Source organism: Prevotellamassilia timonensis, assembly GCF_900106785.1.
GTDB lineage: Bacteria > Bacteroidota > Bacteroidia > Bacteroidales > Bacteroidaceae > Alloprevotella > Alloprevotella timonensis.
In genome coordinates, this window is record NZ_LT629845.1 from 1,138,452 (window position 1) to 1,153,349 (window position 14,898).

Below are 14,898 nucleotides of genomic sequence, written 5' to 3' on the forward strand. Positions count from 1 at the left end.
TTAGAAATATCTGTTTATGAAGACATACCTATACGCTCTGTTATTTGCATCCTTGGCTGCAACAAATGCCCAAGCCGGCCCAGTAGATTTGGCCACTGCTAAAAAAATGGCGCAAAAGTATATCGCATCGCCAGTTAGCGTAGACAACGCGCCAGCAGCCTCGATGGGCAAAGGCAAACAAGCCACAGCCGAGGAACCGGCGCTGTACCTTTTCAATAACGACCAAGGCAAAGGCTTTGTAATTGTGGCTGCCGATGACCGCGTGGGCGGTGTACTGGGCTACAGCGACCGCGGCCAAATTGACGCACAAAATATGCCCGTGCCACTAAAGGAATTGCTTGACAGCTACACCCAGGCTGTGGAAGCCGTAAGGGTGGACAGCATAAGTGTGATGCCGCATTATGCCAAACCACCAAAAGCATTTGTCGAGCCGCTTGTCAGCACACAGTGGAGTCAGGAATACCCCTACAACTACTACACTCCGCGCAGTAGCCAAAGCGGAAAGCCCACCTACACAGGTTGTGTGATAACGGCCGCAGCCCAAATACTTTCAGCTCACAAATGGCCTAAAAAGCGCCCTGTTGGCGCACTGAAAGGCAAAGGTGCCATGAGCTACGACTATTATGACTGGGACAATATGCTCAACAATTATAGCAACGGAGGCTATAACGACACACAAGCACAAGCTGTGGGGGCGCTGATGCGCGACTTGGGCTATTTAGCTAAAGCAACTTATGGCGTTAATGGCACTCAGTGTAACGAAAACTATCTGTGGTATGCGCTGCGCGACAATTATGACTGCACGGTGCGCCAAATCGAAAAGGACATTCTGCCTGGAGGCCAGTTTGTTCAAGCCATCTACAACGAGTTGTCGATGGGTTGCCCCACATACATTCAGGGTGGCGACCACGCCTTTCTGTATGATGGTTATGACGAAAATGGCCTGGTACACGTCAATTGGGGGTGGAACGGTGAATTTGACGGATATTACGACATAAACACGGCGGCAACAACTGGTGGAGGCTACGGCAGCGACGGGCAATACTACGAAAAACAAGTTGCCCTGTTCATACACCCCAATAATGGCGTGATTGAACCACTCAGCCCCAAACCTGTGGTGCTGTCTGTCAACAACAACGAGGGACTGCAGTTTAAGACAAGTGACAACATGACTACATCGTCCAACATTCCAGCACAACTGAAAGGCGTGGGGGCACGCAATTTGGCGCAAGGCGAAGACGGCGCGTACACGGGCCAAATTGGCATCGGGCTCTTTGCTCAAGACGGCACTTGCCTGCACGTGTTTGGCATTACTAATGAACTGACATGGTCCACATATTTCACCACATACAACTATGAATACGACTCTTGGAGCATGAACCTCGGCGAGATTGAAGGTCCGTCAGACGGCACCTACTATCTGCGCCCACTCGGCCGCAGACTGCTCAACAAGGCTACTGGCGAATATGGCAACTGGACGCTCATGGTTAATGGCAACACGGTGCCAATGGTTGTGAACAACGGCAAGGTGACCCTCATACAAGCCGACAACAAGCCCCACCTGCAACTCGTTGGCCAACCCGAAGTGTTGGCACCAGCCTATGAGTATAGCGGCGAGTTGGCAGGTATCAGCCTCAACATAGCCAACCTGAGCCGCTACCAGGCACGCGGCGAGGCACAGGTCGTACTGACTGGCACAGGAAGTCTGGAGGGCGAGACTTACACCGTGCCGAAGAACGCCTACCTCACACACATGGTGGCACAACGCATGGATACAACGCAGTGGATTTTGAAATTCGCGACTGCGTACACAGGCACCAACGGCAGCCAGGCACTAAAAGCTGGCAAATACAAAATGTCGCTGAAGTTTAACCACAACATCGAGACCAAAAATCCAGCCATTTATGACATTGCCCTACCCGAAGACTTTGAACTTGAAGTACTGCCCTCAAGTTATGAGAACCGTGTAACCATCACATCGGTCAAACTACTTGACGACAATGGCGCACCCGCTGCCAGTAGCTATTTTGACCCCGAGCAAACACCGACCGTATCATTAGGCATTTCGGGATATTCAAGGTATTTGAAGCCAAACAGCTTCAACACGAGCATTCGCTATCGTTTGATAAATACTGCCACGGGCGCCACCGTTTACACAAGCAACAGCTATAATGTGAGCATACCACGCAACAATGAAACCAACCTCGCCTCATCAACACGCCACACCATAAAGCTCAGCCAATTAGGCAGCGGCACCTACGAAGTGCATGTAGACGTCAAGCGTGATGGTGAATGGCTGGACCGTTGGAATGCCAACTCACCACGCCGCAAATTTGTGGTATACACAGCGGCAGCTCCCACAAGTGTGCAAGTGAACATGTATGATGCCGAGCAAATACAAGGTGTCGAGCGAATAGCCACCTTCAGTGCCCCATTTAACGCAGCCGTTCCGCAGGGGGTAAAAGCATGGTATGTTCAGTCTGTCGACGGCAGCAAGGCCAAAATGACAGCAGTACCCGACGGATATGCTATCCCTGCTGGTCAGGGCGTGCTGCTTACCTCGTCAAGATTCATTGACACATTTGTTATGGAACAAGCCCCCGCCTCAACCCCCGTGGCCGATTTGACCGGCAACAGGTTACACGGAAGCGCCGACAAAACGTATGCCATATCCTCTGCCGACAACGCCTATGTGCTGAGCACATTCAATGGCGAAACGGCGTTTTACCGTGCCAAAGTAGGGTCTAACCTGCCACAATACAGAGCTTTCCTGCAATGGGACTCTACCATAGAGGCGCTCGCAATGGACTTTGCTGGCGAAGTAACTTCTATTAAAGAGGCCGGCAAGATATCTGTTAATGCTACCGATGCCATTTATGGCATTGACGGGCGGACCTACGCGCCCAACAATGCACGCGGCCTATACATAGTAAATGGTAAAAAGACCATACGCAAACCATAATCTGACTCCGTTGGCGGAATTAAGGCAATCCCTTAACTCCGCCAACGTTTTTACACCCAGTTTTGTTACCCCAAAGTAGCAAACCAGAGTATTTGAAAAGCCACACAGCCTCAAAGTCAATTATTTATTGTTTTTTCTTGCATTTTGCTTTGCTATTTCAGCTATTCACTTTACATTTGCAAGCGTAGACAACAAGAAACGACAAATATGCTTTACAACAATCTAAATAATGAGTATTGGTGGCGCTGCTTACAACTTTCCGTCGTAAGCTGACTTACCGTACAATCCTAACAGAATGCCATAGTTGATTATGATAATTCTTAGCGGCCCGTCAATGCTTACGACGAGGCCGCTTTAATTTTATAAGCGGGCATTCAACTAAAGCTATTACGAACACCTGATTACAACCAATAACCTTACAAACAACTGATATATATGAACCAATACGACGTTACAGACAATGGTTACTTTGGCCGCTACGGCGGTGCTTACATTCCCGAAATTTTACAGAAATGCGTTGAAGAGTTGCGCATTAACTACCGCCGCATAATTGACAGCGAAGACTTCAAAAACGAATTTGATGCTCTGCTGCGCGACTACGTTGGCCGCCCGTCGCCACTCTACCTGTCAAAGAACCTGAGCAAGCTCCATGGCTGCAAAGTGTATCTGAAACGCGAGGACCTCAACCATACTGGCGCACACAAAATTAACAATGCCATTGGCCAGATACTGGTTGCACGCCGCATGGGCAAAAAACGCATTGTGGCCGAAACTGGTGCCGGACAACATGGTGTGGCCACTGCCACAGTGTGCGCGCTGATGGGAATGCCTTGTGTGGTGTACATGGGCGCACTTGATGTGCAACGCCAACGCCCCAATGTGGAGAAAATGCGTTTGCTCGGGGCTGAGGTAGTTGCTGTAAAAAGCGGCAACCAAACGCTGAAAGATGCTTGCAACGAAGCCATTCGCGACTGGTGCTGCCACCCAGAGGACACCTTCTATCTGATTGGTTCGACTATGGGGCCACACCCCTACCCCGACATGGTGGCCCGCTTGCAAAGCGTAATCAGTGCCGAAATACGCAAGCAGCTGCAGGAAAAGGAAGGCCGCCCCACACCCGACTATTTGGTGGCTTGCATTGGCGGAGGCTCGAATGCCGCCGGCACCATCTTCAACTTCCTAAACGACGACGATGTCAAAATAGTATATGCCGAGGCTGGCGGCAAAGGAGCCGAAAGCGGCATGACGGCTGCCACACTCAGCATAGGTCAGGAGGGCGTGTTACACGGTTTTCGATCACTCATCATACAAGACAATGACGGACAGATAGTAGAGCCATACTCCATATCGGCCGGACTGGATTACCCTGGCATTGGCCCGCTCCACGCCCACCTTGTAAAAACAGGCCGCGCACAGGCTTTGGCCATCAACGACGACGAGGCCCTTGCCGCAGCCTATGAGCTTAACCGCATTGACGGCATATTGCCCGCACTCGAGTCGGCACACGCCCTGGCTGCACTGCACCGGCTTACCTTCAAGCCAACCGACATTGTGGTAGTAACCCTTTCGGGACGCGGCGACAAGGACATGGAAACCTACCTGAAACATGCGCCACAGGGCGAATGCCCCACACGCTATGAGGATATCAAGAACAACCTTCGCTAAAAAAGCAGTATCGACAAATGTTTCATTATACCATTAAAAGCATAGCACTGCCAGGCGACCTCAGCACCCCCGTCAGCACTTACCTTAAAGTGCGCGACTTGTTTGCCCAAAGCGCCCTGATGGAGAGTTCAGACTATCATGGCAGTGAAAACAACCGTTCGTTTATCGGACTTGAGCCTCTGGCCTCGTTCAGCGTGAGCCACGGCAGGGCCATCATGCTCTACCCCGACAAGACGGAGCATCAAGTGGACATTACCGACAGTTACAGTGTGTCTGACGCCTTTGACGACTTTATCAAGATGTTCAGCGTCGAGGGCAACGACAGTGCCTATTGTGGTCTGTATGGTTACACCTCGTTCAATGCGGTTCGCTACTTTGAACACATTGACGTAAAGGATAGTAAAGAGGCCAAAAATGACGCGCCCGACATACATTATATTATGTACAAATACCTGTTGGTGTTTAACGACTTCAGCAGCGAACTCAAATTGCTTGAAATGCTGGCAGACGGTGAAAGCAGTCACGCCGACGAAATTGTGCGTGCCGTAATGAGCCGCAACTACGCCACCTACACATTTCATGCCGTGGGCCCGACCACATCGCCATTAACTGACGAGGAGCACAAGGCTAACATACGCCGCGGCATAGCCCACTGCAAACGCGGCGATGTGTTTCAGATTGTACTCTCACGCCGCTTTATACAGCATTACGAGGGCGACGACTTTGAACTTTACCGTGCCTTGCGCCGCATCAACCCCTCGCCCTACTTGTTTTACTTCGACTTTGGCGGATTTCGTATATTCGGCTCTTCGCCCGAAACGCACTGCCGCATCGAGGATAATGGCATGGCCTACATCGACCCCATAGCGGGCACCACACGCCGCCAAGGCAACACCGAGGCTGATGCCAAAGCTGCAGCGGCTCTGCTGGCCGACCCCAAGGAGAATGCCGAACACACCATGCTTGTCGACCTGGCCCGCAACGACCTTAACCGCCACTGCTCAGAGGTGGAAGTTGAATTTTTGAAGGACACACAATTCTACAGCCATGTCATTCACCTTGTGAGCCGCGTCAGAGGACGTGTGCGCCCCGGCACAAATGCCATCAAACTGCTGGCGGACACTTTCCCGGCTGGCACACTGAGCGGCGCACCCAAAGTGAGGGCACTGCAACTCATCAGCCAGTACGAGCCGCACAACCGCGGAGCCTATGGCGGCTGTATCGGATTTATAGGGCTGAACGGCACACTCAACCAAGCCATCACCATTCGTTCATTCGTCAGCCGTAATGGCGAGCTGTGGTTTCAAGCCGGAGGCGGCATAGTGGCCGCAAGCGATGAGGAATACGAACTGCAGGAGGTTAACAACAAACTGGGCGCTTTGCGCAAAGCCATTGATATGGCCGAACACGCCTCAACACAAACCAAATAACACGCTGCGTCATGAATATTCTACTTATTGACAATTACGACTCCTTTACCTACAATCTTTATCAGTATATGGAGGAGGAAGGCGGAAAGGACACACACATTTGCGTGATGCGCAACGACCAGTTTGAAATGGAGCACGTTGCAAAATTCGACAAAATCGTTCTGTCGCCAGGGCCGGGCATTCCGTCGGAGGCGGGATTGCTCGAGGCAGTTATCAAAGAATATGCCGCCACCAAGCCCATCTTGGGCATTTGCCTTGGCGAGCAAGCCATTGGCGAGGTGTTTGGAGGCGAACTGTTTAACCTTCCAAAGGTATTTCACGGAGTGCAAACTCCAGCACACATCATTGCCGACGATTATATATTTAATGGGTTGCCACACGACATCATGGTAGGACGTTACCACTCATGGGTGGTAAAGAACGAAGGCTTGCCCGCCTGCCTGCAAGTGACTGCCACAAGCGACGAGGGACAGATAATGGCACTGCGACACACCCAATATGATGTGCATGGCATACAATTTCACCCCGAGTCTATTCTGACGCCTACGGGACGTCAGATGATTGCAAATTTCGTTAACCACTGATTACATGAAAGCTATACTTGAAAGGCTGTACCAGCATGACACCCTGTCGCGTGCCGAAGCCCACGATTTGCTGCTGGGCATTGCCGATAAAATGTATAATGACGCACAAGTGGCCTCGCTGCTTACCGTCTACCGTATGCGCGACATCAGAGTGGACGAACTGCTCGGATTTCGCGATGCACTGATCGAACGCGCCTTGCCCATTGACCTGAGCGAATTTGCAGCACTCGACATTGTAGGTACGGGGGGCGATGGCAAGAACACATTCAACATATCAACCTGTGCCTGCTTTGTAGTGGCTGCAGCCGGCTACAAAGTGGCAAAGCACGGCAACTACGGTGCATCATCGGTGAGCGGCGCGAGCACAGTGCTCGAGCATCATGGCATTAAATTCACTAACGACACCGACAAACTGAAACGCAGCATCGACCAATGCGGCATGGTATATCTGCACGCCCCACTGTTTCACCCCGCATTAGCGGCCGTTGGTCCCATCAGGCGGGCAATGAAGGTGAAAACCATCTTCAACCTGCTCGGCCCGTTGGTCAACCCCTCACACACTGCATATCAACTGCTCGGTGTGGCCAATCTGCAGCAAATGCGGCTCTACACTAACGTACTGCAAAAGATAGGCATTGGTTTTACGGTAGTGACCAGTCTTGACGGGTACGACGAGATTTCGCTTACAGACAATTTCAAAGTCATGTCAAACCACTCTGAAAGCATTTATCGCCCGTCGCAGTTAGGACTTGTCATGGCTCCCCCACAAGCCTTGCATGGAGGCAACACGCCTGAAGCTGCCGCACAAATATTCGACAACGTGCTGCGCGGAAAGGCCACAGACTTTCAACGCGACTGCGTGCTGACCAACGCGGCTTTCGGCATTCACACCATTTGCCAGGACAAGGACATTGACACTTGCCTTGAAGAGGCACGTGCCGCACTGCTTAGCGGCAAGGCGCTGAAGACTTTTGAGCATTTTGTGGCACTCAACTCCTGACCCCTCCCCCGTGCCATCATAAAAAACAACGCTATGCAAAACATACTTGAAGAAATAGTTGCAAACAAGCGCATCGAAGTGGAGCAGGCCAAACTATTGGTTTCGCTCGACGAACTGAAAAAAGCAGCCGACAGCGCCCCACCCGTGCGCAGTTTGCGAAAGTCGATAGAGAGCCACCACGAAGGGGGCATCATTGCCGAGTTCAAGCGGCGTTCGCCATCAAAAGACTGGATTAACCGCCACGCCAAAGTAGAGGATATCATACCCTCATACGAAAAAGCCGGGGCGGCAGGGCTGTCGATACTGACGGACCACAACTATTTTGGCGGCACGCTACAAGATGTGGTCAGGGCAAGAAGCCTGACCCACCTGCCCATATTGCGCAAGGAGTTTGTGGTTGATGCCTACCAACTGTACGAGGCACGTGCGGCAGGCGCAGATGCCTGTTTACTGATAGCTGCCGCCATTGGCGCCGAACGCTGTCACGAACTGGCTATGGTGGCACACAACATAGGGCTTGAAGTGATACTTGAAATTCACCAAGCCGAAGAGTTGGAGGCGTTTAGCCACAACGTTGACATTGTTGGCGTGAACAACCGCAACCTGAAAGTGTTCAAGACGGACCCTTCACAATCCGTAGCACTTTTCGACATGCTGCCCAAGGGGGCGCTGCCAATTTCGGAGAGCGGACTACTCGATGCCAACATTGCCCGCAGGCTGCATGGCACTGGCTACAAGGGTTTTCTCGTGGGCGAAGCGTTCATGAAAACGGCCGACCCCGGACTCGCACTTAACAATTACATCAAATGCCTTGCCCAATGAAACTCATAAAGGTATGCGGCATGCGTAATGCCGAAAACATTCGGGCGGTTGAACAAGCCGGGCCCGACTGGATGGGATTTATATTTTACGAACCCTCGCCACGCTATGTGGCCGAAATTCCGGCCTACATGCCACAGCAGTGCAAACGCGTTGGGGTGTTTGTTCACCCACAATTTCGCGATGTAGTTGAAAAGGTTAAGGCGTTCGGACTACAAGTTGTGCAATTTCATGGCACGGCTTCACCCGATATGTGCGACACGTTCAAGCAGCGCGGCCTTACCGTTATACGCGCCCTGCCCGTAACCGAATCTTTTGTGGCCGACACGGCTGAATATACTGGCAAGATTGACTACTTCTTGTTTGATACCCCTACGCTCAAGTTTGGCGGTAGCGGACGGCGCTACAACTGGAACTTGCTGCAACGCTATACTGGCCCGACGCCCTTTTTGCTGAGTGGCGGCCTGTCACCACAATCTATCAACGACATCAAAACATTCAAACACAAATATTTGGCTGGCTACGATCTTAACAGCGGATTTGAAACGGCACCTGCCATGAAGGACGCTGCTGCCATAGCTAACTTTATTAACATCATACACAACGGCAATGAATAGAATTAAAGATTTGTTTGAACATAAAAGCAAAGGCATTCTCTCCGTATACTTCTGTGCAGGCCACCCCACACTTGACGGTACTGCCGACACGCTCAAAGCACTGCAAAACGGCAAGGTGGACATGGTTGAAATTGGCATACCCTTCAGCGACCCCCTGGCCGACGGCCCCACCATTCAGCAAGCATCAGCCACTGCGCTCAAGAATGGCATGACGCTGCACAAACTATTTGACCAACTGAGCAACATACGCCACGACATTCACATACCACTCATATTGATGGGCTATCTTAACCCCATTTTACACTATGGTTTTGAAGCATTTTGCAAACGTTGTCAAGAGGTTGGCATAGACGGGCTGATTATTCCTGATTTGCCTTTCGACCAATTCAAGGCTGAATACTTAAAAACGACTGAGCAATACGGGCTCGAAGTCATATTCCTTGTCACGCCCGAAACGCCCGAAGCACGCATTCGCGAAATTGACGCCTATTCGCACGCATTTATCTATGCCGTAAGTTCGGCATCTGTCACGGGTGCCCAACAATCATTCTCCGACGCCAAACAGGCATACTTCAACCGACTTGAACAAATGCACCTCAACAACCCCCAACTGGTGGGATTTGGCATTTCAAACCGTGCCACGCGCGAAGCCGCAGATGCGCACACGGCCGGGGTGATTGTGGGCTCGAAGTTTGTCACGCTCCTGGCCGAAAAACATAACGCACAAGAGGCGGTTACGGCTCTTGTCGAGGCGTTGCAGCAATAATGGTTACGTGACGTACTTTTCACGCTATAATTTTATAAAGGGCTGACACTTTTAACGAGGAGTCAGCCCTTTGAAGTAGGGTGTTCAGAATTGCCATTAAAAATGAGATCGTTTTAGGAAATTCTATTCGTTCTTATGGCTGCTCGGTGAAAAGCAAACATGCGAACAAACTCAAGCACCAAACACAAGCACTAATGGGGGCGACGCGTCCCGCGGGGCATTTTTCAGCAGTCTCATCTCGCGTTATCGGGAAAAAGTTTCACCTATTATTAAGTATCGTTTGTATCTTTCCTTTTAATTATCCCGACGCGAGACGCGTCGCCATTAGTGCTTGCGTTTTTTTCCAGCGCGTTTCAAGCAACTTAAAATGCAACAAATACGAATGCCTTCACTCCCCTCACAGCACTTTTTGTGCGAATTGTCTGCACTCTGCACTTTTGTCTACATTCTTATTGATTTTCAAGTCATTACGCAGTGTAGACAAACTTGTCATTTATATGCACTACTGTCTGCACTCTGCACTTTTATCTGCACTTGTCTGCACTGTCTGCACGCTTGTATACACTATCTGCACAACCTCATAACGCAGTAGGCACACACACTGTGCGGGCAAGGTTTAACGGCATAGGGAGGGCGTAAGAATAATCGGAGCAACCAAAAATCCGCCCTCCCGTGTCCGACAGGCCCTCTCCCCCATGCAGTGAAAGTACACTGCCACCTGCAACGAGTGCAGACGGCAGTGCATACAAATTTCAGACTTGTCTACACGCTTTTATTCGTTGATTATCAAGTCATAAGCATACAATAGTGCAGAGTGCAGACAAAATTAAAAAAAGTATTGTCAGATAGTCATCATTCATTTTTTTGAGGCGATAAAAAGAGCTTGAGCAAAAATAACGAAACGACCAAGGCCACATTTCTGAGTCAAATTGGTTTGGCAATCGTTTTACTTTTAGAGATAAAAAAATCCGAAGCCCCCACACGAAAGGGTTCCGGCCATATAGAATGCGAACTTTTGTAGTTTATCAAAACGAACACCCTAGCCAATAATCCCATTGCAACTAAGCAGTTTGATTTTTGTTACGAGGACATCAACGAAGATGACCTCTTAAGCTACTTGTCCCGAGGGATAAAGAGTAAGGTGTTTATGTAGTATTTTGGTTACCAAATATAGTTAAAATGGTTGCCTATATAAAATTAATCCCTACCTTTGCCATTGAACAAATGATAAACAATTATGGTTGTAGTTAGCACAAGAGACTTTAGAACCAATCAGACTAAATATCTGAATTTGGCAAAAGCAGGTGAGCACGTCGTCCTAAAATCACGTGCAGGTAGTTTCCGCATCTTTCCTGAAGATGAAGACGGAGATACAATAAAGACTCCTCGTGAATTGATGATGGAATTGAAAGGTGCACTGCAAGAAGTAAAGGAGGCTATTGCGGGCAAACGAGTTCTTCAATCAGCAGATAGCTTGTTCGATGAGTTATAGTATTAAGGTTACCAGTAACTTTGCAAAGGAAGCCAAGCGTCTTGCGAAAAAGTATCCGAGTTTCAAGAAAGATTATGAGGAGTTCAAAAATAGTCTTCAAGAGAACCCTTTGCAAGGTGATGAACTAACACCAGGCATTCGCAAAATCCGATTGGCTATCAGATCAAAAGGGAAAGGCAAATCTGGCGGTGCAAGGGTAATCACATTCAACGTTCTTGCGGAACAACAAAACGGAATGGTCGTACTTGTACTCATTTATGACAAGAGCGATTTCTCTACAGTAGATGTCAATACTGTAAAAGAACTGATTCGTGACGAAGGATATAAAACTGAATAAGCAAATTAGACATTAATTATATGACTTTGGGGCTATCAAAGAATCATATGTAGATTCGCACAAGATTATATTTTACTTAACAAATGATTATCAATGATTTTGATGGTTACTACATTGTTTTTGATACCAAAAACAATGTAGTAACCATCAAACTATACACCGTACCTACTTATATATCATCTTACCCATTATTTGATATGCTCTGCAATGCCTCCACATCAATCAATTTAATAAAGCGGCCGTGCACCTCGACAAGCCCTTCATCGGCAAAGGCCGACAAGGTGCGTATGGCATTGCTTGTGGTCATGTTTGAAAGATTGGCCATATCCTCACGCGTGATGTGCAAGTCGAGTGTTTCGCCATCATTGCCATAACCATAAACATCAAGCAAATCGAGCAAAGTTTCAGCCAAACGCCCTCTCACGTGCTTTTGAGTGATGCTTACAACGCGTTGGTCGGCCTTGCCAAGGTCTGCCGCCAGAGCGTGCATAAAAAAGTGACACAGGCGTGTGTTGCTATCCATCAGATGATACAAGGCAAGCATTGGCACGATGACAATTACACTCTCCTCGAATGCGGCAGCGGAGGTGATGTATGCCTCTCCTGCCATTGAGGCCCGATAGCCAAAATATTGTACGGCACGCAACACACGGTTTATCAGAATCCGACCCCCCAAGCCCTCACGATATATTTTTACTTTGCCCGAAAGCAAGCAAAGCAAATTGGTTGGCTGATCACCCTCCTTATATATAATTTCGTTTTTCTTGAAACGCTCAACTCTCAAATTGTTTATCAAGAACTGCCGTTCATCAGCGTCCAACAGTTCCCACAAACCTTTCAGCGAGCGCGCAGCCCGCTGCTTGTCAAAATTGTCTAACCTTGTCATGTGTCCAAAGCACTTGTGCTTTTTATTAGAATATAAGTGTCAGTTTCGTGTATTTATATTGTGCGGCATTGTGCCTGTTGCATCATTTTAACAGACTGCCACCAAGAGCCTTTCTTAAAAGCCCCTATACATGGCAAAAGTAGTGATAACATTAAAATTAGCCAAACTTTTCATACCATTTTGTATAACGGAGTTACAAAAACGCGAAGAAAAGCATTTTTCGTGCAAAAACCTTTTGGCTGTACTTTTTTTTTCCTACTTTTGAGAACCAAAAGAAAATCCGTACTGATTACGAACCTTAAAATCATATATCGCCATGTGCTATCTTAGATTTGACAAGGCGCAAATGACCAACTTACAGGAGTCGCTCTACAAGGAGATGCTCATCACAAACCGGTCGGGGGCTTACTGCTCTACGACTTTGGTCGGTTGCAACATTCGAAAATATCATGGTCTGCTCGTCATGCCCGTTCCCGAGCTTGACGACGAAAACCATGTGCTGCTTTCATCACTTGATGAAACCATTATTCAGCATGGTGCTGAATTTAACCTTGGCCTGCACAAATACCAAGGTGAGAACTACAGCCCCAAGGGACACAAATACATTGTCAGTTTTGAATGGGAGCAAGTGCCCACATGGACTTATCGTGTGGGAGGCGTACTACTTAAGAAACAAATTGTGTTTGACACATCTATTTACCGAATTTACGTACGCTACACATTGCTTGACGCCCACTCCGAAACGACTTTGCGCTTGCGCCCGTTCTTGGCTTTCCGCAGCGTAAGACAATGGACACATGAGAACAATGTGGCCAACCGGAGTTACGACGAAGTGGAAAATGGCATTCGCATGTGTCTGTATCAGGGTTATCCCGACTTGTACATGCAAACAAGTACCAAAGCCGAATGGAAATATTGCCCCGACTGGTACAGGGGACTTGATTACCCCAAAGAGCGCGAACGCGGCTATAATGCCTCGGAAGATTTGTTCGTGCCAGGATATTTTGAAATGCCTATCAAGAAAGGCGAGAGCATTACATTCAGCGCTGGCGTTGCACCCATTGAGCCAGAACAGATTGATGTTCTCCGCCAAAACGAGGTGGACAATATCGACCACCGCGACAGCTTTTACCACTGCCTTGTTAATGCCGCACACCAATTCCGTGTCAATAAAGACGATGAGTCGTACATTCTGGCTGGTTACCCCTGGTTCAAGCCACGTGCCCGCGACACATTTATATCTATGCCGGGCCTGACTTTGGCCATTGGCGAAAAGGACCGTTTCGAAGCTTATATGGAAACGGCCTCGAAAGCCATCTACAACTTTATCAACAAAGAGCCCATGTCGATTGGCATCTACGAAATGGAGCAACCTGACACCTTGCTCTGGGCTACGTGGACCATACAGCAATATAGCAAATATACATCGCGCAAGGATTGCTACGAAAAGTACGGCAAGTTGTTCAAACACATCATGGACTTTATTAGCAATGGGCAGCACCCCAACCTCTTTGTTCATGATAACGGACTGCTCTATGCTAATGGACGCGACCGTGCCATTACGTGGATGAACTCTCAGTCTGACGGACGCCCCATCGTGCCACGCTCAGGCTATATAGTAGAGTTTAACGCACTTTGGTACAATGCGCTCAAGTTCTTTGAGCAACTGATTGAGGAGAACGGACAGGAAGAGTATGCCGGACTGAAAGACGAAGTGGGCAAATTGGCCGAGAAAGTGGCACGCTCATTCAAAGAGGTGTTCCTTAACGAATACGGCTACCTGCTTGACTATGTTGACGGACAGATGATGGATTGGAGCGTACGCCCCAACCAGCTCTTTGCCATTGCCTTTGACTATTCGCCACTCGACATGAAAGAGCGCAAGTCGGTGCTCGACATCTGTACCAAGGAGCTTGTCACCCCCAAGGGCATTCGTTCACTCTCACCACAGAGCGGCGGCTACAACCCCATGTACGTTGGACCGCAAACGCAACGCGACCTGGCCTATCACCAAGGCACAGCATGGCCTTGGCTCACTGGTTTCTACCTCGAAGCGTATCTGCGCGTTTACCGCATGAGCGGTGTCAACTATATTGAACGCAAACTGATTGGATTTGAGGAGGAACTCTTCTATCATTGCATTGGCACAATCCCCGAACTCTTTGACGGCAATCCACCCTTCCACGGACGTGGGGCTATTTCCTTTGCCATGAATGTGAGCGGCATATTGCGCGCACTGCGATTACTTGAAAAATATAATAATGCCATGGAATAAGGTGAATGCTCAAGCCAATGAACCTTACCTGTAACGGAGTTCACAGCTTGTCACCTTCCACAAAA

At 49.1% G+C, this 14,898-nt stretch carries 12 protein-coding genes; 11 read left to right on the forward strand and 1 reads right to left on the reverse strand.

The window, feature by feature from the left end; all coding sequences use genetic code 11:
• Positions 1-16 precede the first annotated feature (16 nt).
• The 10 genes from BQ5453_RS13260 (at position 17) to BQ5453_RS13305 (ending at position 11,672) form a co-directional block, all read left to right on the forward strand.
• Positions 17-2,962, forward strand: coding sequence for a C10 family peptidase (locus BQ5453_RS13260; protein ID WP_083361244.1), 2,946 nt, complete (start codon positions 17-19; stop codon positions 2,960-2,962).
• 435 nt (positions 2,963-3,397) lie between these two features.
• Positions 3,398-4,627: a tryptophan synthase subunit beta gene (gene trpB / locus BQ5453_RS13265; RefSeq protein ID WP_071123545.1), complete on the forward strand. Its 1,230-nt coding sequence runs from the start codon at positions 3,398-3,400 to the stop codon at positions 4,625-4,627.
• A gap of 17 nt (positions 4,628-4,644) precedes the next feature.
• A complete protein-coding gene (locus tag BQ5453_RS13270) occupies positions 4,645-6,057 on the forward strand; it encodes an anthranilate synthase component I family protein (protein WP_071123546.1) in 1,413 nt (470 codons plus the stop codon).
• A gap of 11 nt (positions 6,058-6,068) precedes the next feature.
• Positions 6,069-6,641: an anthranilate synthase component II gene (locus BQ5453_RS13275; RefSeq protein WP_071123547.1), complete on the forward strand. Its 573-nt coding sequence runs from the start codon at positions 6,069-6,071 to the stop codon at positions 6,639-6,641.
• 4 nt (positions 6,642-6,645) lie between these two features.
• Entirely contained in the window at positions 6,646-7,641 is a 996-nt protein-coding gene (trpD, locus tag BQ5453_RS13280; protein ID WP_071123548.1) for an anthranilate phosphoribosyltransferase, read from the forward strand.
• Between the two features lie 33 nt (positions 7,642-7,674).
• Positions 7,675-8,463 carry an indole-3-glycerol phosphate synthase TrpC gene (gene trpC / locus BQ5453_RS13285; protein ID WP_071123549.1) on the forward strand — a complete coding sequence of 263 codons (789 nt, stop codon included), beginning with the start codon at positions 7,675-7,677 and terminating at the stop codon, positions 8,461-8,463.
• Entirely contained in the window at positions 8,460-9,077 is a 618-nt protein-coding gene (locus tag BQ5453_RS13290; protein WP_202614972.1) for a phosphoribosylanthranilate isomerase, read from the forward strand. The genes trpC and BQ5453_RS13290 overlap by 4 nt, the downstream gene beginning before the upstream one ends.
• Positions 9,070-9,843: a tryptophan synthase subunit alpha gene (trpA, locus tag BQ5453_RS13295; RefSeq protein ID WP_071123551.1), complete on the forward strand. Its 774-nt coding sequence runs from the start codon at positions 9,070-9,072 to the stop codon at positions 9,841-9,843. Before BQ5453_RS13290 ends, trpA begins: the two co-directional genes overlap by 8 nt.
• Positions 9,844-11,134: 1,291 nt before the next feature.
• Positions 11,135-11,335: a prevent-host-death family protein gene (locus BQ5453_RS13300; protein ID WP_235860100.1), complete on the forward strand. Its 201-nt coding sequence runs from the start codon at positions 11,135-11,137 to the stop codon at positions 11,333-11,335.
• Complete coding sequence (locus BQ5453_RS13305) at positions 11,325-11,672, forward strand: hypothetical protein (RefSeq protein WP_071123552.1); 348 nt, start codon at positions 11,325-11,327, stop codon at positions 11,670-11,672. The genes BQ5453_RS13300 and BQ5453_RS13305 overlap by 11 nt, the downstream gene beginning before the upstream one ends.
• 181 nt (positions 11,673-11,853) lie before the next feature.
• On the opposite strand, the gene BQ5453_RS13310 is transcribed toward BQ5453_RS13305, so the two are convergent.
• Positions 11,854-12,558: a Crp/Fnr family transcriptional regulator gene (locus BQ5453_RS13310; protein ID WP_022103185.1), complete on the reverse strand. Its 705-nt coding sequence runs from the start codon at positions 12,556-12,558 to the stop codon at positions 11,854-11,856.
• 316 nt (positions 12,559-12,874) lie between these two features.
• Between BQ5453_RS13310 and BQ5453_RS13315 the strand changes: the two genes are divergently transcribed.
• The gene (locus BQ5453_RS13315; RefSeq protein ID WP_022103184.1) at positions 12,875-14,833 is read left to right on the forward strand and encodes a glycogen debranching enzyme N-terminal domain-containing protein; all 1,959 of its coding nucleotides are present in this window, start codon (positions 12,875-12,877) and stop codon (positions 14,831-14,833) included.
• The last annotated feature ends 65 nt before the right edge of the window (positions 14,834-14,898 follow it).

What these genes read in the sequence shown, in the direction of transcription:
- BQ5453_RS13260 (WP_083361244.1), top strand. Translation starts at nt 17, where the DNA reads ATGAAGACATACCTATACGCTCTGTTATTTGCATCCTTGGCTGCAACA.
- trpB (WP_071123545.1), top strand. Translation starts at nt 3,398, where the DNA reads ATGAACCAATACGACGTTACAGACAATGGTTACTTTGGCCGCTACGGC.
- BQ5453_RS13270 (WP_071123546.1), top strand. Translation starts at nt 4,645, where the DNA reads ATGTTTCATTATACCATTAAAAGCATAGCACTGCCAGGCGACCTCAGC.
- BQ5453_RS13275 (WP_071123547.1), top strand. Translation starts at nt 6,069, where the DNA reads ATGAATATTCTACTTATTGACAATTACGACTCCTTTACCTACAATCTT.
- trpD (WP_071123548.1), top strand. Translation starts at nt 6,646, where the DNA reads ATGAAAGCTATACTTGAAAGGCTGTACCAGCATGACACCCTGTCGCGT.
- trpC (WP_071123549.1), top strand. Translation starts at nt 7,675, where the DNA reads ATGCAAAACATACTTGAAGAAATAGTTGCAAACAAGCGCATCGAAGTG.
- BQ5453_RS13290 (WP_202614972.1), top strand. Translation starts at nt 8,460, where the DNA reads ATGAAACTCATAAAGGTATGCGGCATGCGTAATGCCGAAAACATTCGG.
- trpA (WP_071123551.1), top strand. Translation starts at nt 9,070, where the DNA reads ATGAATAGAATTAAAGATTTGTTTGAACATAAAAGCAAAGGCATTCTC.
- BQ5453_RS13305 (WP_071123552.1), top strand. Translation starts at nt 11,325, where the DNA reads ATGAGTTATAGTATTAAGGTTACCAGTAACTTTGCAAAGGAAGCCAAG.
- BQ5453_RS13310 (WP_022103185.1), bottom strand. Translation starts at nt 12,558, where the DNA reads ATGACAAGGTTAGACAATTTTGACAAGCAGCGGGCTGCGCGCTCGCTG.
- BQ5453_RS13315 (WP_022103184.1), top strand. Translation starts at nt 12,875, where the DNA reads ATGTGCTATCTTAGATTTGACAAGGCGCAAATGACCAACTTACAGGAG.